The 18,431-nt window shown below is 60.6% G+C and carries 16 protein-coding genes; 5 read left to right on the top strand and 11 right to left on the bottom strand.

Translation table 11 applies throughout. The annotated features are described in order from the left end of the window. Positions 1-2: 2 nt before the first annotated feature. Positions 3-887 (bottom strand): N-carbamoylputrescine amidase, encoded by an 885-nt coding sequence (gene aguB / locus EH206_RS21430; RefSeq protein ID WP_009114855.1) that lies wholly within the window; start codon positions 885-887, stop codon positions 3-5. A 128-nt stretch (positions 888-1,015) separates the two neighbouring features. Here aguB and EH206_RS23140 point away from each other — a divergent pair, with 128 nt between their 5' ends. Continuing rightward, on the top strand, positions 1,016-1,174 hold the full coding sequence (locus EH206_RS23140) for a hypothetical protein (protein WP_009114856.1): 159 nt from the start codon (positions 1,016-1,018) through the stop codon (positions 1,172-1,174). A 407-nt stretch (positions 1,175-1,581) separates the two neighbouring features. Here EH206_RS23140 and EH206_RS21440 read toward each other — a convergent pair whose 3' ends face one another. Genes EH206_RS21440 through EH206_RS21460 form a run of 5 tightly spaced genes read right to left on the bottom strand, consistent with a single transcriptional unit; the run spans position 1,582 to position 5,874 of the window. Further along, positions 1,582-2,343 (bottom strand): ABC transporter ATP-binding protein, encoded by a 762-nt coding sequence (locus tag EH206_RS21440; protein ID WP_009114857.1) that lies wholly within the window; start codon positions 2,341-2,343, stop codon positions 1,582-1,584. Positions 2,344-2,360: 17 nt separating this feature from the next. Next, positions 2,361-3,932: an ABC transporter permease gene (locus EH206_RS21445; RefSeq protein WP_009114858.1), complete on the bottom strand. Its 1,572-nt coding sequence runs from the start codon at positions 3,930-3,932 to the stop codon at positions 2,361-2,363. A 23-nt stretch (positions 3,933-3,955) separates the two neighbouring features. Then, complete coding sequence (locus tag EH206_RS21450) at positions 3,956-4,357, bottom strand: ExbD/TolR family protein (protein WP_009114859.1); 402 nt, start codon at positions 4,355-4,357, stop codon at positions 3,956-3,958. A 1-nt stretch (position 4,358) separates the two neighbouring features. Further along, a complete protein-coding gene (locus tag EH206_RS21455; RefSeq protein ID WP_009114860.1) occupies positions 4,359-5,060 on the bottom strand; it encodes a MotA/TolQ/ExbB proton channel family protein in 702 nt (233 codons plus the stop codon). Between the two features lie 10 nt (positions 5,061-5,070). Further along, positions 5,071-5,874 (bottom strand): energy transducer TonB, encoded by an 804-nt coding sequence (locus tag EH206_RS21460; protein WP_009114861.1) that lies wholly within the window; start codon positions 5,872-5,874, stop codon positions 5,071-5,073. A 413-nt stretch (positions 5,875-6,287) separates the two neighbouring features. Between EH206_RS21460 and EH206_RS21465 the strand changes: the two genes are divergently transcribed. From EH206_RS21465 to EH206_RS21480, 4 genes are all read left to right on the top strand, one after another. Continuing rightward, the gene (locus EH206_RS21465; protein ID WP_040343504.1) at positions 6,288-7,295 is read left to right on the top strand and encodes an ABC transporter substrate-binding protein; all 1,008 of its coding nucleotides are present in this window, start codon (positions 6,288-6,290) and stop codon (positions 7,293-7,295) included. 90 nt (positions 7,296-7,385) lie between these two features. Then, positions 7,386-9,671 (top strand): TonB-dependent receptor, encoded by a 2,286-nt coding sequence (locus tag EH206_RS21470; RefSeq protein ID WP_009114863.1) that lies wholly within the window; start codon positions 7,386-7,388, stop codon positions 9,669-9,671. A gap of 4 nt (positions 9,672-9,675) precedes the next feature. Beyond that, on the top strand, positions 9,676-12,444 hold the full coding sequence (locus EH206_RS21475; protein ID WP_009114864.1) for an exo-rhamnogalacturonan lyase family protein: 2,769 nt from the start codon (positions 9,676-9,678) through the stop codon (positions 12,442-12,444). Positions 12,445-12,481: 37 nt separating this feature from the next. After that, positions 12,482-13,195, top strand: a complete 714-nt coding sequence (locus EH206_RS21480; protein ID WP_009114865.1) for a DUF6250 domain-containing protein — start codon at positions 12,482-12,484, stop codon at positions 13,193-13,195. Here the strand turns inward: EH206_RS21480 and EH206_RS21485 are convergent. The 5 genes from EH206_RS21485 to EH206_RS21505 all read right to left on the bottom strand — a co-directional run bounded on the left by EH206_RS21485 (position 13,190) and on the right by EH206_RS21505 (position 18,384). Then, on the bottom strand, positions 13,190-14,110 hold the full coding sequence (locus EH206_RS21485; RefSeq protein WP_009114866.1) for a LysR family transcriptional regulator: 921 nt from the start codon (positions 14,108-14,110) through the stop codon (positions 13,190-13,192). The two genes, EH206_RS21480 and EH206_RS21485, sit on opposite strands and share 6 nt — an antisense overlap. A 224-nt stretch (positions 14,111-14,334) precedes the next feature. Then, on the bottom strand, positions 14,335-15,297 hold the full coding sequence (gene pfkA, locus EH206_RS21490) for a 6-phosphofructokinase (RefSeq protein WP_009114867.1): 963 nt from the start codon (positions 15,295-15,297) through the stop codon (positions 14,335-14,337). Between the two features lie 225 nt (positions 15,298-15,522). After that, complete coding sequence (gene fieF, locus EH206_RS21495; protein ID WP_009114868.1) at positions 15,523-16,425, bottom strand: CDF family cation-efflux transporter FieF; 903 nt, start codon at positions 16,423-16,425, stop codon at positions 15,523-15,525. 26 nt (positions 16,426-16,451) lie between these two features. Then, positions 16,452-17,639: a sugar transporter gene (locus tag EH206_RS21500; protein WP_009114869.1), complete on the bottom strand. Its 1,188-nt coding sequence runs from the start codon at positions 17,637-17,639 to the stop codon at positions 16,452-16,454. A 184-nt stretch (positions 17,640-17,823) separates the two neighbouring features. Next, positions 17,824-18,384, bottom strand: a complete 561-nt coding sequence (locus tag EH206_RS21505; protein ID WP_009114870.1) for a DcrB family lipoprotein — start codon at positions 18,382-18,384, stop codon at positions 17,824-17,826. Positions 18,385-18,431 lie beyond the last annotated feature (47 nt).

Raw genomic sequence — 18,431 nt, forward strand, 5'->3', positions numbered from 1 at the left:
GATTATCTCCGGGTCTTGCCGTCAGAACTGGCGATCGCGCCGTACATCTCAGGGCGGCGATCGCGGAACAGTCCCCAGGACGCGCGCTGCGCGGCGATGGCGTCCAGATCAAAGGTATGCACCAGTACGGTTTCGTCGGTTTTGTTGGCCTGCGCCACCAGCGCCCCGGTTTGATCGGCGATGAAAGAGGAGCCGTAAAAGGTCATTTCCAGACCGTCGATATATTTACTGGCTTCGGTGCCGATGCGGTTGGAGGCAATCACCGGCACCAGATTGGCGGCGGCGTGGCCCTGCTGAACCCGCGTCCAGTGCGGCTGACTGTCGATATCGGGATAAGCCGGTTCGGAACCGATCGCCGTCGGATAGAAAATCAGCTCCGCGCCCTGCAATGCCAGGCAACGCGCTGTTTCCGGGAACCACTGATCCCAGCAAATGCCGACGCCGATTTTCGCATAGCGCGTCTGCCAGACTTTAAAACCGCTGTCGCCGGGGATAAAGAACTGCTTCTCCTGATACGCCGGGCCGTTGGGAATATGGGTTTTGCGATACAGATCGAGCACCGAACCGTCGGCGTCGATCACCACCAGCGAGTTGTAGTAAGCATTATTGGCGCGCTCGAAAAAGCTCAGCGGCAGAACCACTTCCAGTTCGGCCGCCAGCGCGGAGAAATGTTTAATCAGCGGACTGGTTTCCAGCTCCTGCGCCAGAACGTAGTGTTCCGGGCTCTGATCGATACAGAAATAGGGCGCGGCAAACAGCTCCTGAATCAGGATCATCTGCGCCCCTTTGGCATGCGCTTGTCGCACCAGCTTTTCGGCATTCTCAATATTCCTGGGCAGATCCCAGGAGCACGCCATTTGCGTTGCGGCAACGGTAACTTTTGTCATGCGAAAACCTCAATAATAGCTATTTATACCCGCCCTCTTTGCGCCAGGCGGATATCGGCAGTGAGCACTGTCACGCGTCGGTCCCTGACGGGAGCGACCATAACGAGTTTAGGTCAACAAGGCATCCGATGCCCGAACTGAAATACCTGAGTACGGTATTCACCGAAATGACCGGCGCATTATGCCAGTTAATGACCATGATTCGCTATGATGACTCATCGGTAAGCAAATCACCCAATAGCTTTCAAGCGGCGGGAAGCGTTCAGCGGGAGCCGGTGACGGCATGATGTTGTTTTTTTAGTATTTTCCTTCGCGTAAAAAATCGCGCTGAGGTGGGCGTGGCCGCCGGGTGAGCGGCACGGACGCCGCGAAAGCCAGTGCCGCGCCGGGAGCGCGTCAATGGCGGCCCGACCAGCGGTCACGAACGCCGAAGGCATCGCGTAGCGACGCGATTTCGCGAAAAGCCCGGGGTCACGGGGCGGCGGCGACTGAGCCGCCTCGTGTCGGGCGCGTGCTGCGACGGTGGCAAAAATCGACTGAGGTTAGTGCGCACGAAACCCTCGCTGTGCTTACAGACATTCCTTCCCGAGATTTATGGAGAGTCCTCAACGCCCACGGGGATAATTATGCCGGAGTGGGGGTGTCATTAACTTCAGGATTTACCTGCGCTTTCCATAGCTAACCAAGGAGATGGCTACGCCTCGATTGCGGTCTCCGCCCGACTCAAGGCCTCGCTCAGGATCTGGCGCTGCGTCAGCAGCGCCTGGCTGGTGCGCTCTCGCGGATAAGGGAGGTTCACCGGCAGGATAGCGCTGATCCGCCCCGGTCGGGGAGACATCACCACCACGCGGTCGGCCAGAAAGACCGCCTCTTCCACATCGTGCGTGACCAGCAGAATAGTCAGGTCGGTTTGCCGGCGAATATCGGCCAGCCGCTGCTGCAGCTGCTGTTTAGTGATCGCGTCCAACGCGCCGAAGGGTTCGTCCAGCAACAGGATTTTCGGGCGCGTCGCCAGTCCCCGGGCAATGGCGACGCGCTGCGCCATCCCGCCCGAAAGCTGGTGCGGCAAGGCGTCGGCAAACCCTTCCAGCCCCATCATCCGCAAATAGTGGGCGATCCGCCCAGCCATCTCCGCCGCAGAGAGGCCGAGATTGAGCATGCCGAGCCGGATATTGTCCGTCACGGTGAGCCAGGGAAACAATCGCGGTTCCTGAAACACCAGGCTGACGTCGGCGGGAATGCCCTGCACCGGGCGATCGCCCAGCAGGATCGTCCCCTGCTCCGCTTCCTCCAGGCCCGCCGCCAAACGCAAAATCGTCGATTTTCCGCAGCCGCTGGCGCCGATGATGGCGACCAGTTCGCCGGCGCGCAGCGCCAGATTAATCTCTTGCAGCGCCGTCAGAGACGCGCCATTCACCGTAAACCGTTTGCTAATATGCTGAAATTGCAGGGACATGGATTCTCCATTGGCGGTTACTTAAAACGCCAGCCGGTCAGATAGCGTTCAGACAGGGTGATAACGCGGGAAAAAATCGCGGCGACGACGGCAATCAGCACCACGCCGGCGATAATCCGCTCGGACTCCAGCAACTGCTGGGCGCGAATCATCATGCCGCCAAGCCCTGCGCCCGAAGGAATGAAATATTCCGCGCCGATGGCGCCGGTCCAGGCGTGCATCAGCGCCAGCCGCAGACCGGAAAAGAGGGAAGGCAGCATGCTGGGCAGCACCAGCATTCGCAGCTTTTGCAGCGGACGCAAGCGCAGCATACGCGCCACTTCCTGTAGCGTGGGCGGCAGTTGGGCGATGCCCTGCCGGGTCGCCAGCAGCACCGGAAAGAAAGCGGCGACGGCGATAAACACCACTTTGGCGGTGTCGTCCAGACCGAACCAGGCGGTGATAAGCGGCAGCCAGGCAAAAATCGCCACGCTGCGCAGCGCGGACAATAGCGGATTCAACAGCCTGTCGGCCAGGCGCCAGCCGCCGAGCCAGGCGCCAACCAGCACGCCCGCCGCGCTGCCCAACGCAAACCCTTGCAGGGAGCGCGCCAGACTGGCTGTCAGGTCGGTCAGCAGGTCGCCGTCGGCCAGCCCGGCGAATAGCGTCTCCACGACGCGATCCGGCGCCGGGAGAAAGACGGCGTTGACCCAGCCGCGATCGCCGCTTATCTGCCAGCAGCCGATCAGCAGCAGCGGCACGATCCACGGCGTCAGGGACAGGCTGGAAAGCGGGAAGGTCATCGCGTCGCGGCCCAGTACCGGCGCCGGCCAGTCTACCCAGCGCCGTTCCAGCCACAGCAACAAGCGCTCTCCGGCAAAACCGAACAGGCCGATAACCAGAATACAGACAAACACCAGATCCAGCATAAACAGCTGGCGGCTTTGCACCAGCAGGTAGCCCAGACCTTCGCTGGAAGCCAGCAGCTCCACCGCCATCAGCGAGACCCAGCCCTGTGAAAAGGCCAGCCGGATGCCGGTCATCACGTAGGGCAGCATCGCCGGGATAATCAGCAGGCGCAGGAACGCCGTCGGCGGCAGGCGCAGGCTGCGCGCCATTTCATGCAACTTCTGCGGCGTCTGCTGAATACCCGCGCAGGTGTACAGCGTGACGGGCACGGTGACGGATTTCACCAGAATCACCAGCTTCAGCGCTTCGCCGATGCCCAGCGCCAGCATAAACAGCGGGATCCAGGCCAGGGTGGGGATCTGCGCGATAACGGTGAACAGCGGCATAAACAGCGCATGCAGACGACGGCTCAGACCAAACAGGCTGCCGAGCAGCATCCCGACCGCGATGCCGCCGCCCAGACCGATCGCCAGCCGCAGCAGGCTGATGGGCAGTTGATGAATCAGCTCTTCGGGGATAAATGCCCGCGCGCTTGCCGCCACCGCCACCGGCGAGGGCAGAATTTGCTCCGACATCCACCCGAGCCGGCTGGCAAGCCACCACCACGCCAGCAGCAGCAGCGGCACCACCAGAGAGACGTAGCCCGCCGCGGCGGCGGACAGCAGCGGAGCGGCGCTGCGCGCAGCGGATTTGGGCATCATGGCATCCGACCTACCCGGCAACATTATTTCTGCGTCAGCAGGGACAGGCGCGTAATGCCCGCCTGCTCCACATCGGCCAGCAACGCCGCGACCGTGCCGTAACTGGCCTCTTTATCCGCCTGCACCTGCACCGCCAGGCTATCGTCGGCGGCCCTGGCCTGTTGCAGGCGGGGGATCAGCTGTTCACGGTCAAGCAGCTCTTTATTGATAAACACCTGCTGTTCGCCGTCGATGCTGATCACGATGGGGTCGCTGCGATCGGCCGGCGCCACCGCCGCGGTTTTGGGTAACTGGATCGGAATGGCGTTGGTCAGCATCGGCGCCGTGACGATAAACACCACCAGCAGCACCAGCATGACGTCCACCAGCGGCGTGATGTTCATTTCGCACATCACATCGTCATCGTTGCGGGAAGTGAAAGCCATATCACACCACCTCCCGGATGTTTTTCACCGCAAACGGCGCCGCCGACGGTTCGTCGTTTATTTGAAAATCATGCGCCTGCATCACGCTGTAAATATCGTGGGCGAAATCATCCATTTCCGCCACGGCGAGCTTGAGTCGGCGCAGAAAATAGTTGTAGATCAGCACCGCCGGTACGGCGACGGCGATGCCGATCCCGGTGGCGATCAGCGCATTGCCGATGGGGCCAGCCACCGTATCGAGGCTGGCGGAGCCGGTCAGGCCAATCTCCTGCAAGGCCGCCATAATGCCCCACACGGTGCCGAAAAGGCCGATAAACGGCGAGGTGCTGCCGATACTGGCCAGGACCGCCAGCCCGCTTTCCAGCGAACGGCGTTCGCGCTGGATTTGTTGCTGCAGCGCCCGCTCCACCCGATCGGGCAGATGGATGGCGGCGGCCAGATTACCGCGGATACGTTCCGGAGCGCTGAGCGCCGCCTGCGCCAGGTTGGCGAGAGAGCCGGGCTGGCTGGCGGTGTTGGACAGCGTCTGACTCAGATCTTCCTGCCGCCAGAAAGCGGCGCGGAAGCGTTGGTCGCGGCGCCGCAAACGCCGGTATTGCCCCCATTTCAGCAACCCAAGCATCCAGGTCAACACGGAGAAAAGCAGCAAAAGCAGAATAACCGCCCCCTCCGGGGAGACCAGTTCAATATGTCCGAGCGTCATAACGAGTACCTCATGAATTAAGCGAAAAATCGATAGGGACGATTACCCAGCCGCTGACGGCCTGATTACCGCGGCGGGCCGGGACGAAAGACCAGCGCAGCACCGTGTCTCTGGCCGCATTGTCCAGCGCCGAATAGCCGCTTGATTTTTGAATACGAATGGTTTGCACCCTGCCGTCGGCGCGCACCTGCACATTGAGCAGCACGGTTCCCTCATGGCCCCGGCTGATCGCCACATCCGGATAAGGCGGCGCAGGGTTATGCAGGTAGTCGGCGTTCGCCAGCGGCGGCGTGAGCGGCGCTGGCGCCGCGGCCGGAGAAGGCGTCGCCGCCGACGGCGCCGAGGCCAATGCCGGTTTGGGTTCCGCCGGCGGTTTGGGCGTCGGCTGGCGCTTTTTCACCGCTACCTTTTTTTTCGCCACGGGCGGCGGCTTTTTCTCCACGACCGGAGGCAGCAAGGCGTTCTCATCCACCGTTTTGGTTTCCGGCGGCGGCGGTTCCGGTTCGCTTGGCGCCGCCGGTTCGACCACCTCGGGCGCCGTCTCTTGCGGGACGGCGGCGACCAGCTCCACGCTGACGGGCTGCGGACGCGGCGGCGCCGTCACGGGCAGCGTCGCCGGACGATTGAGCAGAGAAAGCGCGGCGGCGTGCAGCGTCAGGGTCAATATCGCCGCCAGCCAATACTGCGGCCGGGACGGACGTATCGCGTTCAATCGCTGCAAAGCAAAATCGCCAAGGGAGCGGACAGCCTGAGTCGCCTGCGGGGAACGGGGCCGGGACTCCGCGGCGTCTCCCGCATACAGTAATTCCGTCATGATGTTATTACTCCTGACAGCATTAATTCGTTTATCCGATTTTTCTATCCCATCCAATAAAGTCAAATTATGTATATGCATATCGATATACCCTTATTCAGTTATTTATTTGACCGTAATGGGAAGCTCTCTCGTGCGATAATATTTATGGTGCGTTCAGCTTACGGGCAATAATTCCATTCAGGCTAATGCATAGTTGGAATAGTTTTTTTTCGTTTACTGCATACCGGTTAAATATAACGATGAGCGCTGGTTTAGCTAATTAATAAAAATGATAATGCTTTTTTTGTATTAGTCAGTTTATTTTTCACCGTTTAAATGTTGTGTTGCAGCAACATCACAGGGTTCGAGAAAATAAAGCGGTTAAAAAATAAATATATTCGAAAAACACCATAACGGCGGGTAAAAATACCATGATGACTTTAGGGCGCAAAACGTTGTTCACCGGGCTGCTGACCATCGGTATATTGTGGTTCGGCACGGCGGCGGCCATCAGTGAAATTCGCATCGCCGCGCCGGATATCGGCGCGGGCACGCAGCCCAGCGGCGGCGGGCTGATTGACGTGATTTATAGCCAGAAGCTGCTGGAGCGCGAGTTCGGCAAAGACGGCATCAGCATTCGCTGGACCTTTATCAAAGGCGCGGGCCCGGTTATCAACGAGGCGTTCGGCAACCACCAGGTGGATGTGGCCTACCTCGGCGATCTGGCCAGCATTATCGGCCGCTCCCGCGGGTTGGACACGCGGGTCATCGCGGTGGCGGCGCGCGGCATAAACCACTATATGGGCGTCGCCAGGGGTTCCGGCATTCATCAACTGGCTGATTTAAAGGGTAAACGGGTGGGACTGTTTCGCGGCACGGCGGCCGAGCTTTCCTTCGTCAACGCCCTGGACTCCCAGGGGCTGAAAGCGTCCGATATCAAAATCATCAACCTTGACTTCGCGGCGGCCAGCGCGGCGTTGGCCGCCGGACAAATTGACGCCACCTGGGGCGGCAGCAACATCCTCTCGCTGCGCGATAAAGGGCTGGCGGAGATCCCGCTTTCCAGCCGCGATTTACAGGGCGCGGGGCAGCTAAGTGGTTTTCTGCTGGTGGATGAGAAATTCGCCCAGGGCAATGAGGATATTCTCCGGCGTTTGGTCAAAGTACAGCGTGAAGCGGCGGCCTGGGGCAGCGCGGAAAAAAACAAGGACGCCTTTATTCAATTATTGGCGACCCAATCCGGTTACCCGGAAAACATATTACGCGCCGAATGGGATACCTTACCGCCATTATCGGAGCGACTGTCTCCGAAATGGGACTCCGACTATGTGGCGAAATTAAAACGGGCGGTGAAACTGGCCCACGAGGTTCGCCTGATTCGGCAACCTTTCGACGTGGACCAATGGCTGGATGATTCCTATCTGAACGCCATACGCTGACCCACTCTTCCCGATATTATTTTTTACCTATTATTGCCGTGAATTTCACGGCAACGGGCGGGCCTTTTTTAATTAAATGCGGAACTGCACATGAACTTTAAAAAACGTAATTTATGGCTGCACCCGGCCTTAATGAGCTGCGCTTTAACCCTATCGGCGCATGCGCAGTCGGCGCAAACGTCAACCGCCGTCGATAATAAAAACGGCGCGCCATCAACGCCCGGTTCCGCGGTGCAGCTCAAGCGGGTGAAGGTGAGCGCCCAGCGGCCCCAGGCGCAGCCGCCGACCACGCTGGCGGCGGTCATCGACGGACAAACGCTGGAAGAGGAGCGCCTGTATCGTTTTGAGGATCTGTCCCAGGCGGTGACCGGCATCGACATCGCGGCGGTAGACGCGATGGATACCCGCGTCACCATCCGCGGCATCGGCGATGGCGGCGGCAGCGAAATCAATATCGGCATGCCGAGCAGCGTCGGCCTTTTTCAGGACGGCGTCTATCTCTCCCGTCCGGGAATGCTCTCCAACGACCTGCTGGATATCGAAAGCGCCAGCGTGCTGAAAGGCCCGCAGGGGATGCTGTACGGCTTTAACACCACCGGGGGCGCGGTGGATATCCGCACCCGCAAACCCACGTTCAGACCGGAATTTTCAATCAGCCAGTCGGTGGGGCAGCGCGGTTATCTGCAATCCAGACTGATGGCGTCCGGCGCCTTGAGCGACAGCTGGGCCGGGCGCATCAACCTTTCCCGCACCGAAAAAGGCGGCTACGTCACCAACGTGGAGAACGGTCATAAGCTGGGCGGCAGCACCAGCAACGGCGTACGCGGCCAACTGCTGTATCAGCCCAATGACGCTTTCAACCTGCGTATTATCGGCGACTACAGCAACGCCACCAACCGTCCGGTGATGACGTTGATCGACAGTCACGAAGTGGGCGGCGTCGATCTGTTTCACGCGCGCGCCTCGGCGTTGGGCGTGAATGTGGTCAAGGGGCGCCAGGTGGCGCTGGACGACGAAGGCTCCAATCGCGTTACCCAGGGCGGCGGCGCGGTGGAAGCCAACTGGCGGCTCGCCAACGGCTTCCACCTGCACTCCCTTTCGTCGCTACGCTATTTCCGCATGCTGCCCAAAACCGCCGACGGCCTGAGCATCCCCCTGTACCGCAACAGCGGCGCGGACGTGCGCGACCGTACCTGGTCGCAGCGCTTCTGGCTGGATTCGCCGAAAAACGGCGCGCTGGATTACACGCTGGGCGTCGATTACTGGGGAGAAAACCTCGATACCTTCGCCCACGACTATTACTACGACGGCAGTCAGGTCACCGACTGGTACGGCTCGACGGGAAATACCGGAAAATTCGTTCAGCGCTTCGGCGCGCTGGACGACACGCTGTTCTCCACCTACGGACGCGCCACCTGGCACGCTACGGATACGCTGGACGTGACGGTCGGGCTGCGTCATACCCGCGAGAAGAAAGAAGGATCGTTCCGCCGTATCAACAAAAACGATTTTGACTCCGGTCTGCTGGAGCAAACCAATAACCTGCCGTCCGCCATGGTGAACCTGAACTGGTTCGCCACTCCGAACATCGTTCCCTATCTTACCCTGGGCTACGGGGAAAAATCCGGCGGGCTGAACATCTCCTCCGGCGCCGCGCAAAAGGCGGGGCTGGACTCGCTGTACATCAAACCGGAGAAAACCCGGGCGGCGGAGCTGGGGGTGAAAACCCACTGGCTGCAACGTAAGGTGGAATGGAACACCGCGCTGTTCTGGAGCGAAGTCACCGACTTCCAGACCACCGCCTATGATGAAGAAACCCTCAGCAGCTATCTGATCAACGCCGGGAAAATCCGTTCGCGCGGCGTGGAGTCGCAGCTGGCGCTACGGCCGATCGACGGACTGACCGTCAGTCTGAACGGCACCTTGCTGGATGCGCGTTATCTTAACTTCACCAACGCCAGATGCCCGGCGGAAGTCTCGCTGCTGGCCGGCGCGCCCGCCACCTGCGACCTTAGCGGCCAGCGAGTGTTCAACTCTCCGCGTCTGAGCTACAACACCCGCGTACGCTATGAATGGGAGACGCCGTATAATCTGCAAGCCTTTGTTTCCGGGCAATGGGCGTGGCGCAGCGCCGCCTACGGCACGGTGGATAACTCCGAGTTCACCCGCAAATCCGCCTATGGCGTACTCAATCTGTCGACCGGCCTGAGCGGCAAACAGGGCGGCAACGGCTGGCATCTGTCGCTGTGGCTGAAAAACGCGCTGGATAAAACCTACTACCGCACCACCAAGTCCGGCGACTACGGCTCGGCGTACGGCGTATTGGGCGAACCGCGTACCTTCGGCGTGACCTTCGGTTACGATTTCAAGGGCTGATTTGATGAGCAAGATCTCCTATTCACGCCGGCGTTTTCTGCGCGACGGCACGTTGCTGGCGCTGTCGGCGCCGCTATGGAAAAGCGCGGCGGCGGCCCCCATCGAGCACAGCGCGCCCGCCGCCACGGCGCCGCAGGTGCGCCTGCGCTGGCTGGACGGGCAGGCTCCGCGTTCTTTCGCCGGCGTCACCTGGGGGGTTCCCTGGCCGCAAGGACAGGTGCGCGGCGACAGCGACTTCCGGTTGAGCGACGGGCAGCAGCGCGCCTATGCGCTGCAAAGCTGGCCCCTGGCCCGCTGGCCCGACGGCTCCATCAAGTGGTCGGCCCACGCGCTGGGGGGCCGGCAGCCTCCCGGCGAAAAGCTGACGCTGCGGCCCGCCCCGCCCGCGTCCGCCCCCGCTGAGGAAATGGTCAGCGAGAACGATCGCGGATGGATGGTGGATACCGGCCGTATCCGCTGCCTGATCCCCAAATCCGGCCCCCACCTGATTGAGGAAATCTGGCAGGACCGGCGGCTGGCGCTGACGCAGGGGCGGCTGGTGCTACGCATGCAGGCCGGCGCAGAGAGCGATACGGTGCTGACGCTGGATGAGTACCAGGGCCAGGTCGAGACGGTGACGGTGGAGCAGCGCGGGCCGCAACGCACGGTCATCGCGCTGCGCGGCGCCCATCACCATCGCCAACGGCAGGGCATCGCGCGCATCCCGTTCGTGATTCGGCTGTATGGCTACGCCGACTCCGCGTCGCTGCGCGTGGTGCATACCCTGATCTATGACCACGACGATCCCGACCAGAGTCTGAAGGGATTGGGGCTGGCGTTCGACGTTCCCTTGCAGGGGGAGCTGCACGATCGCCATGTGCGCTTCGCCTCCGATCGGGGCGGCGTGTTCCGGGAAGCGGTGCGCGGCCTTACCGGGCTGCGCCGCAATGCCGGCGCCGCCGTTATCGACGCGCAGCTGAGCGGCAAAACGACGCCGCCGGTAGCGGAATTTCCCCCGGCGGTGGGGAAACGGCTGCATCATATCCCGGCGTTCGGCAGCTATCGGCTGACGCAGCATCACCCCGATGGCTTTCAGATCCACAAACGGACCAAAGAGGGGCAAGGCTGGCTGCTGTCCGCCACCGGCGATCGGGCGGCGGGCGTCGGCTATCTGGGCACGCCGCAGGGCGGCGTGGCTTTCGGCATCCGCAACTTCTGGCAGAGCTACCCGGCCTGCCTGGAGATTAATAACGCCCATACCAGCCTGGCGACGGTGACGCTATGGCTGTGGTCGCCCACGGCGGAGCCGATGGATATGCGCTTCTACCACGACGGCCTGGGGCAGAATACCTTCGCCGCGCAGCGCGAAGGGCTGGAGATCACCTACGAGGATTACGAACCCGGCTTTACCTCGCCGCTCGGCGTGGCGCGCACCAGCGAGCTGTTTATCGATATCCTCTCCGCCACGCCGGACAACGCCGGTTTCGTCGCGCTGGCGCAGCGAATGCAACAACCCCCGCTGCTGGTGGCGCAGGCGCAGGATCTGTCCCGCGCCAGGGCGTTCGGCCCGCTATGGGCTCCGGCCTCAGCCTCCACGCCGCAACGCGCGCAGTTGGAAAACCAGCTGGCCTGGTATTTCGATTTCTATCGCCAGGAGGTGGAACAACGCAAATGGTACGGCTTCTGGGACTTTGGCGACGTGATGCACACCTATGACAGCGACCGTCACGTCTGGCGTTACGACGTCGGGGGCTACGCCTGGGATAACTCGGAGCTCAGCACCGACCTGTGGCTGTGGCACTACTTCCTGCACAGCGGCCGGGCGGAGGCGTTTCGCATGGCGGAGGCCATGACCCGCCATACCGGCGAGGTGGACGTTTACCATATAGGGCGCTTCCGCCCCTTGGGCTCGCGGCACAACGTGCGCCACTGGGGAGACAGCGCCAAACAGCTTAGGATCTCCACCGCGGCCAACCGCCGTTTTCTCTACTACCTCACCGCCGATGAGCGCATCGGCGAACTGATGGATGAGCAGATCGAAGGCGTGCGCGCCCTGCGCGACGTGGTGCCCGGCCGCAAGATCGGACAGACCCTGCCCGCCGCGACGCAGCACGTCAGCCTCTATTTCGGCACCGACTGGGGCGCCGTGGCCGCGGCCTGGCTGACCGCCTGGGAGCGGCACGGCGATCCGGCGATGCGCGACCGCCTGCTGAATAGCATGCAAACCATCGCCGCCCAGCCGCACGGCTTTTTCACCGGCGTCGCCGAAATCGATCCGGACAGCGGCCGCTTTTCCCCCGCGCCGCCGGACCAGGTTGTTATCTCCCACCTGAGCGCCGTATTCGGTCTGGCGGAGATCGCCGGCGAACTGCTTGAGATACTGCCGGACCCTGCCTTTACCCGCGCCTGGCTGGATTACTGCCGGCTATACAATGACCCCGTCGCGTTAAGCGCCTTTGTCGGCAAACCGGTGAAGAAATTGAATCTGGCGCAGGGCCACGCCCGGCTGACCGCCTTCGCCGCCTGGCGTCTGCGCGATCGGGCGCTGGCGCAGCGGGCCTGGAGCGAGTTCAACGACGGCGGCGGCGGCATTGCCAATCCGGGCACAGCGCTGCGGCGCATTGCGCCGCCCGAGGCGCTCTATCCGATTGACGAGGCCGTGGTCGACTCGTTAATCGACAAACATTCGGACAGCGCCATCGCGGCCAATCTGGCGACAAACGCCGTGGCGCAGTGGGGGCTGGCGGCCATCGCCTTGCTGGCCTTATCGGACGATATCCCTTCCTCACATTGATTCCGCCGGGCAGGCGGAGAGTAAACAGGACATCAAAATGACGTATTCAGGTTGCACTGAAAGCACCACCCTATTGTCTTCACTCCAGGAAACGCATCCGGCCGGCGCGGATGACGAGCGCGAGGCGGCGGAGGATCCGCACCGCTACGCGCTCACCTGGTCGACCGACCCGCGCGGTCAGCCCCTGCGCTGGCGGGTGGAGCAGGAAGATCCCCAGCGCACCGCCATCCGGGCCGATGACGAACGCCTGACGCTGGAGAGCGCCGCCGGGCTGACGCTCTGGCTGGACGCGCCGCTTTCCGGCGCCTACCGCATCGCCTTTGTGCGTGAAGTGCTGGTGGCCGGCGGACCACACGATCGCCTGTCCGATCTCAACCAGTTCTGGGCGGCGCGCGATCCGGCCCATAGCGATCTCTTTACGCGCCACGGTCGGCTAAGCGAGTACGACAATCTGGATTTGTACTACGTCGGCATGGGCGGCAACTGGAACAGCACCACGCGCTTTCGTTACTACAACGGACAGGGGGAACGCGCGCTGCTGGGAGAATATACCGACGCCGACCATCTGCTGCGGCCCAATCATCGTTATCAGGTGGTTATTGAGGTCGATCGCCACGAAACCCGTTTTCTGGTGGATGACGCCCTCTATTTTCGCGCCGCGTATCCGGCGGCGCCCGCGCCGGGCCATTTCGGTTTCCGCACCGTGTATTCGCGGCAGGCGATCAGCGATTTCAGCGTTACGCCGTTATAGCGACGCCGTGGAACCATGCAGGTCATGATCGACCTGCGTGAAGGTTTCAATCAGTTTGCGCGACAGCAGCGGCAGGCGGGCGTCCGCCAGATAGATGATGCCGTAGTGGGTATAAAACTCGTCGGCGTCGTCATCCAGACCGGCGATTTTCAACATATGTATGCCATGCTGCTTCGGGATGTGGAAATGGTTGGTGGTGCCGATGGCGTCCGAATGGCGCACCACGTCCAGCAGGCTATAGCCGTTTTCACACTCGATGCTGGTGCGAATGTCCTGCTTGCCGCTGAGCTGCACCAGCGCGCGATGGAGATTGGGCGGACGAATGGTGGCCGCCAGCGGGTAAGCGAACAGCTGGTCGACGGTGATCTCGTCGAACGCCGCCAAAGGGTGCCCTTCGCGGCAGCAGAATCCCCAGCGGTGCTGGCTCAGCGGCTGCACCTGATAGCGGGCGTCGAATTCAAAGTTGCGCGTATCCGCCACGATAAACGCCAGCTCTTCCGCCGTCAGCCGATGGCCCAGCGCCTGCCAGTTATCGACGCGAAATACCATCCTCGCCTTGGGATACTGGCGGGAAAAGGCGCCGATCACCTGCGGCATCAGCCAGGCCGCCGGCGCGGGACCGCAGCCAAAGTGCACCTCTCCGGCCTCTTTGCCATTGAACTGCTGCACGTCGTTGAACAGATCGTGGGTCTGATTAATCAGGCGGCGCGCGTGTTCCAGTACGATCAACCCCTTGGGGGTAGGCTCCAGTTGGTTATTGCGGTCGATCAGGCGAGCGCCGATGGATTGTTCCAGCGACTGGATACTGCGGCTGAACGCGGACTGGGAAAGTTTCGTCGCCTGCGCCGCCGACGTGAAATTGCGATGCTCAATCAGGGCGATAAAGTGGCGCAACTGGCGAAGATCGATATTCATAGCGGCGAATGGACAAAACCATTAAGGAGAGAAAGGGTAATTTGCAGGCTAACAGCTTTGAACGCCGGTAAAAAATAATAAATGCCTTTTTTATATATCTTTCAGTTATATACCGCCGCCGGGCTGCGCGATGCTCTCCCGACGATCGGCAAAATCAAGACGTTAAAAATCCCGCTGGCAATAGCGGGATGGTACGAGATTTCAGGCGAAAGCGTAGCGCGGGATCAGAACAGCTTCTTCGCCGTTTCCAGCCAGTCGCCCTTGAAGGGGCGCTTCATGTTCTCAATGGCGTCGATAATGTCATGGTGCACCAGCTTTTCATTCTGGATACCGACGCAGCGGCCGCCGTAGCCCTGCAACAGCAGCTCTATCGAATACGCGCCCATGCGGGAGGCCAGAATACGGTCATAGGCCACCGGAGAGCCGCCGCGCTGAATATGCCCCAGCACCGTGGCGCGCGTATCGCGGCCGGTTTCCTGCTGGATATACTTGGCCAGCTCGCCGATATCGCAAATATGCTCGGTGATCGCCACAATGGCGTGTTTCTTGCCTTTATCAATACCGGCCTGAATCTCGCTCACCAGATCTTTCGGGCTGAACGGCACTTCCGGCAGCACGATAAACTCACAGCCGCCGGCAATCGCCGCCGCCAGCGTCAAATCGCCGCAGTGGCGCCCCATCACTTCCACGATGGAAATACGCTGGTGCGATGAAGAGGTGTCACGCAGGCGGTCAATCGCTTCCAGTACCGTTTCCAGCGCGGTGAAATAACCGATGGTGTAGTCGGTGCCCGCCACGTCGTTATCAATGGTGCCGGGCAGGCCGATACAGGGAAAACCCATTTCCGTCAGGCGCTTGGCCCCCATATAGGAACCGTCGCCGCCGATAACCACCAGGGCGTCAAGCCCCTGGTCCTTCATGTTCTGCACGGCGACTTCGCGCACTTCTTCTTCGCGGAATTCAGGAAAACGCGCCGACCCGAGGAAAGTACCGCCACGGTTGATGACGTCCGACACGCTATAGCGATCCAACTGCTCCATCCGATTTTCATACAACCCCAGATAGCCGTCATAAATGCCGAAAACCTCCAACCCTTCCGTCAGCGCAGCACGTACCACACCGCGAATTGCCGCATTCATACCGGGTGCATCACCACCACTCGTCAATACTCCGATTCTTTTAATCATGACAACCTCTGGACTTGTAGATGTAATTTCGCAGGATTTTTCTATCGCCAATGGACCGTCGCCTGTTTTGTCGACGGCATCCCTCTAAATTTTTAATAGAGGCATATTATAACAAATACCGGCGGCTGAATTGATTCAGGTCAGGCAAAATTATGCTGTAATTTTCGCGATCCATGCTGTTTCACCCATAAACCGCCGGGGCATCGCCGCCGGACCCGCGCCGGACTACACGTTCAATAGCCCTCTTTGCTCTTCAGGCACCGAAGAAACCGGATCCTGATGGATAATAATATCAGAACCGGGGAATTCCCTGAGCAACGCCTGCTCCAGATCGTCGGCAATCTGATGCGATTGCACCAGGGGCAGCGCGTCATCCATCTCCAGATGAAGCTGGATAAAGCGGGTAGGCCCGGCGCGGCGGGTGCGCAAAGCGTGCGCGCCGCTGATGCCCGGCCAGCCGGAGATAATATTGACGATAGCGTCGCGCTCATTATCCGGCAACGCGCGATCCAGCAGCGACTGCACGGCCAGGTAGCCCATGCGCAGCGCGCTGTACAGAATATAAACCCCGATACCCAGCGCAAACAGCGCATCGGCTTGGGTCACGCCCCGCCAGCTTAATACCAGCGCCGCCAGAATCGCGCCGTTCATCAGCAGGTCGGACTGGTAGTGCAGCATATCCGCCCGCACCGCCTGGCTCCCGGTGCGTTTCACCACCCAGCGCTGCAATGCCACCAGCGACAGGGTTGACGCTAAAGCGATAACCGTCACCCCTATCCCCACCTCCGGCGCATGCAACGTCCGGGGGGTCATCGTATGCTGTAAGCCGGTCAAAATAAGAAACAGGGCGGAACCGGAAATAAACATGCTCTGCGCCAGCGCCGCCAGAGACTCCGCCTTGCCGTGGCCGAACGTATGTTCGGGATCCGCCGGCTGCAGCGAGTAGCGCACCACCAGGAGATTCACCAGCGACGCGGCGATATCCACCAGGGAATCCACCAGCGACGCCAGCAGGCTCACCGACCCGGTGTACCACCAGGCAAACAGTTTCATCATAAACAACAGGAGCGCGACGGTTGTCGCCCCAACCGCCGCCAGGGTAATCAGACGCGCATACTGTGAACCCATAACCCCCCTCACCTGAAAACCGGCAATCAGTCGATAACCGTATTGTCTAAAGCTTGAGCATAACGCCTGAAAATAAAAATACACCATCCCAGCGCGATCAGCGCCAGCGCGGCGCCAATAAAACCGATTTCCGTCAGGTTCAGGCGGGTAATCACCTGATTGCCGAGCAACGCGCCGCCGCCGATGCCGACATTATAAATGCCGGAAAACAGCGCCATGGCGACGTCCGTCGCATCGGGGGCCAACGTCAGGACTTTGACCTGCATACTCAGACCGATGGCCATAATCGCCACGCCCCAGACGAAGCATACCAGCGACAGGCTGGCGCGACCGAAGGAAAGCGGCAATAACAGCAGCAGGCACAAGAACAATAACGCGATGGCGGCGATCAAAAATCCCGCCGGATATTTGTTGCTATAGCGGCTGAACAGCATGCTGCCGAGGATCCCGGCGCCGCCGAACAGCAGCAGCAGCGCGGTGATAAAGCCGTCGCTCATCAACGCCACCTTTTGCACAAAGGGTTCGATGTAGCTGTAAGCGGTAAAATGGGCGGTGACCACCACCACCGTCAAACCGTAGACGCAGAGCAGCGCCGGCCGTTTAAACAGCTCCGGCACGCTTTTTAGCGAACCGGCATGACTGCTGGGCAGCTCGGGCAGCAGTTTCATCATCACCAGCATAACCACAGCGGCAACCGCGCCAATAATCGAAAAAGTGACGCGCCAGCCTAAATACTGGCCGATCACCCGGCCCAAAGGCAGGCCCAGCACCATCGCCAGCGCGGTTCCCGTCGCCAGCAGGCTCAACGCCTGCGCTTTTTTATCCCTGGGCGCCAGACGCACCGCCAGCGATGCCGTTATCGACCAGAAAACCGCGTGGGACAGCGCCACGCCGATACGGGCGATCACCAATACCCAAAAGTTCCACGCCAGGCCGGATAACAGATTGCTGGCGACAAACAGAATAAAAATTTTAATCAACAGCCGCTTACGCTCCATATTGCTGGAAAGCAGCATACAGGGCAGCGACATGACGCCCACCACCCAGGCATAGATGGTGATGATTAACCCCACCTGCGCGGCGCTCATCGCAAAGCTGGCGGAGATATCGGACAGTAAGGCGACGGGGACAAATTCAGCGGTGTTAAAAATAAACGCGGCCAGCGCAAGGCTGACGACGCGCAGCCAAGCGGTCGATCGGGGAGAACGGGTCATGATATTGATATCAAAAGTTAAAATAAAAGAATGCGCAAATCGGCTCGGTGAGGGGATTACGCGAAGCGCCAATTATCGGACAAGTATCACGCGCCATCCAGCGGCGTTTTTTCCAGTCGGCGTTTCCCCCATGGGTTTCAGGCGGCAGGATAGCCCTGCGGCCTGAAAGATAAAGGGGATACGGCTATTTCAGCTTCAGCGTCTGAATAATGCTTTCCGCTTCGGCCTGCGCCTGCTGCTGGTTATCCGCCGGCAGCGTAATTTGCAGCGTCAGCAGACGATCGTCCACCTTGCCCAGCACCACCGAGGAATAAGCCTGCTGGCCGCTGCTGGTGATAATGCTGTCCAGCTGTTGCAGTTTCTGCCCGTCCACCTCGATGGTTTTGTTGGTCACCACCTGGAGATTGGCGTCACGCGTGCGCTGCTGATCTTCCAGACGCTGCGTCAGCACCGATAACTCTTCGGTGGTGTTATCGCCCAGAATCACGATCGCCGCCTTTTGCCCGCTGGCGTTGGCGTAAACGTGCATATTATTGGCCTGAGTACCCAGTTTACCGCTTTGATCGCTCATATCGGCCGGCAGGGTAAAGGCGACCTTGCCGGACAGCAACTCAATATTCTGACCGGCCGCCGCTTCCGCCGCCGGCTTATCCTGCGCCGGCGCGGCGTCTTTCGCATCGCCGTCGCAGGCGGCAAGCATAACAACCAACACGCTCATTGCGAGGTATTTCACTACATTCGGCATTATGGTTCCCTTTCTCTTTTTATTGGAACGGATAAAACATTATCGCA

This window comes from Brenneria nigrifluens DSM 30175 = ATCC 13028 (assembly GCF_005484965.1).
GTDB classification, from domain to species: Bacteria; Pseudomonadota; Gammaproteobacteria; order Enterobacterales; family Enterobacteriaceae; genus Brenneria; species Brenneria nigrifluens.

What these genes read in the sequence shown, in the direction of transcription:
- EH206_RS21455 (WP_009114860.1), bottom strand. Translation starts at nt 5,060, where the DNA reads ATGACGCTCGGACATATTGAACTGGTCTCCCCGGAGGGGGCGGTTATT.
- EH206_RS21445 (WP_009114858.1), bottom strand. Translation starts at nt 3,932, where the DNA reads ATGATGCCCAAATCCGCTGCGCGCAGCGCCGCTCCGCTGCTGTCCGCC.
- EH206_RS21480 (WP_009114865.1), top strand. Translation starts at nt 12,482, where the DNA reads ATGACGTATTCAGGTTGCACTGAAAGCACCACCCTATTGTCTTCACTC.
- EH206_RS21485 (WP_009114866.1), bottom strand. Translation starts at nt 14,110, where the DNA reads ATGAATATCGATCTTCGCCAGTTGCGCCACTTTATCGCCCTGATTGAG.
- aguB (WP_009114855.1), bottom strand. Translation starts at nt 887, where the DNA reads ATGACAAAAGTTACCGTTGCCGCAACGCAAATGGCGTGCTCCTGGGAT.
- fieF (WP_009114868.1), bottom strand. Translation starts at nt 16,425, where the DNA reads ATGGGTTCACAGTATGCGCGTCTGATTACCCTGGCGGCGGTTGGGGCG.
- EH206_RS23140 (WP_009114856.1), top strand. Translation starts at nt 1,016, where the DNA reads ATGCCCGAACTGAAATACCTGAGTACGGTATTCACCGAAATGACCGGC.
- EH206_RS21505 (WP_009114870.1), bottom strand. Translation starts at nt 18,384, where the DNA reads ATGCCGAATGTAGTGAAATACCTCGCAATGAGCGTGTTGGTTGTTATG.
- EH206_RS21450 (WP_009114859.1), bottom strand. Translation starts at nt 4,357, where the DNA reads ATGGCTTTCACTTCCCGCAACGATGACGATGTGATGTGCGAAATGAAC.
- EH206_RS21460 (WP_009114861.1), bottom strand. Translation starts at nt 5,874, where the DNA reads ATGACGGAATTACTGTATGCGGGAGACGCCGCGGAGTCCCGGCCCCGT.
- pfkA (WP_009114867.1), bottom strand. Translation starts at nt 15,297, where the DNA reads ATGATTAAAAGAATCGGAGTATTGACGAGTGGTGGTGATGCACCCGGT.
- EH206_RS21500 (WP_009114869.1), bottom strand. Translation starts at nt 17,639, where the DNA reads ATGACCCGTTCTCCCCGATCGACCGCTTGGCTGCGCGTCGTCAGCCTT.
- EH206_RS21465 (WP_040343504.1), top strand. Translation starts at nt 6,288, where the DNA reads ATGATGACTTTAGGGCGCAAAACGTTGTTCACCGGGCTGCTGACCATC.
- EH206_RS21475 (WP_009114864.1), top strand. Translation starts at nt 9,676, where the DNA reads ATGAGCAAGATCTCCTATTCACGCCGGCGTTTTCTGCGCGACGGCACG.
- EH206_RS21470 (WP_009114863.1), top strand. Translation starts at nt 7,386, where the DNA reads ATGAACTTTAAAAAACGTAATTTATGGCTGCACCCGGCCTTAATGAGC.
- EH206_RS21440 (WP_009114857.1), bottom strand. Translation starts at nt 2,343, where the DNA reads ATGTCCCTGCAATTTCAGCATATTAGCAAACGGTTTACGGTGAATGGC.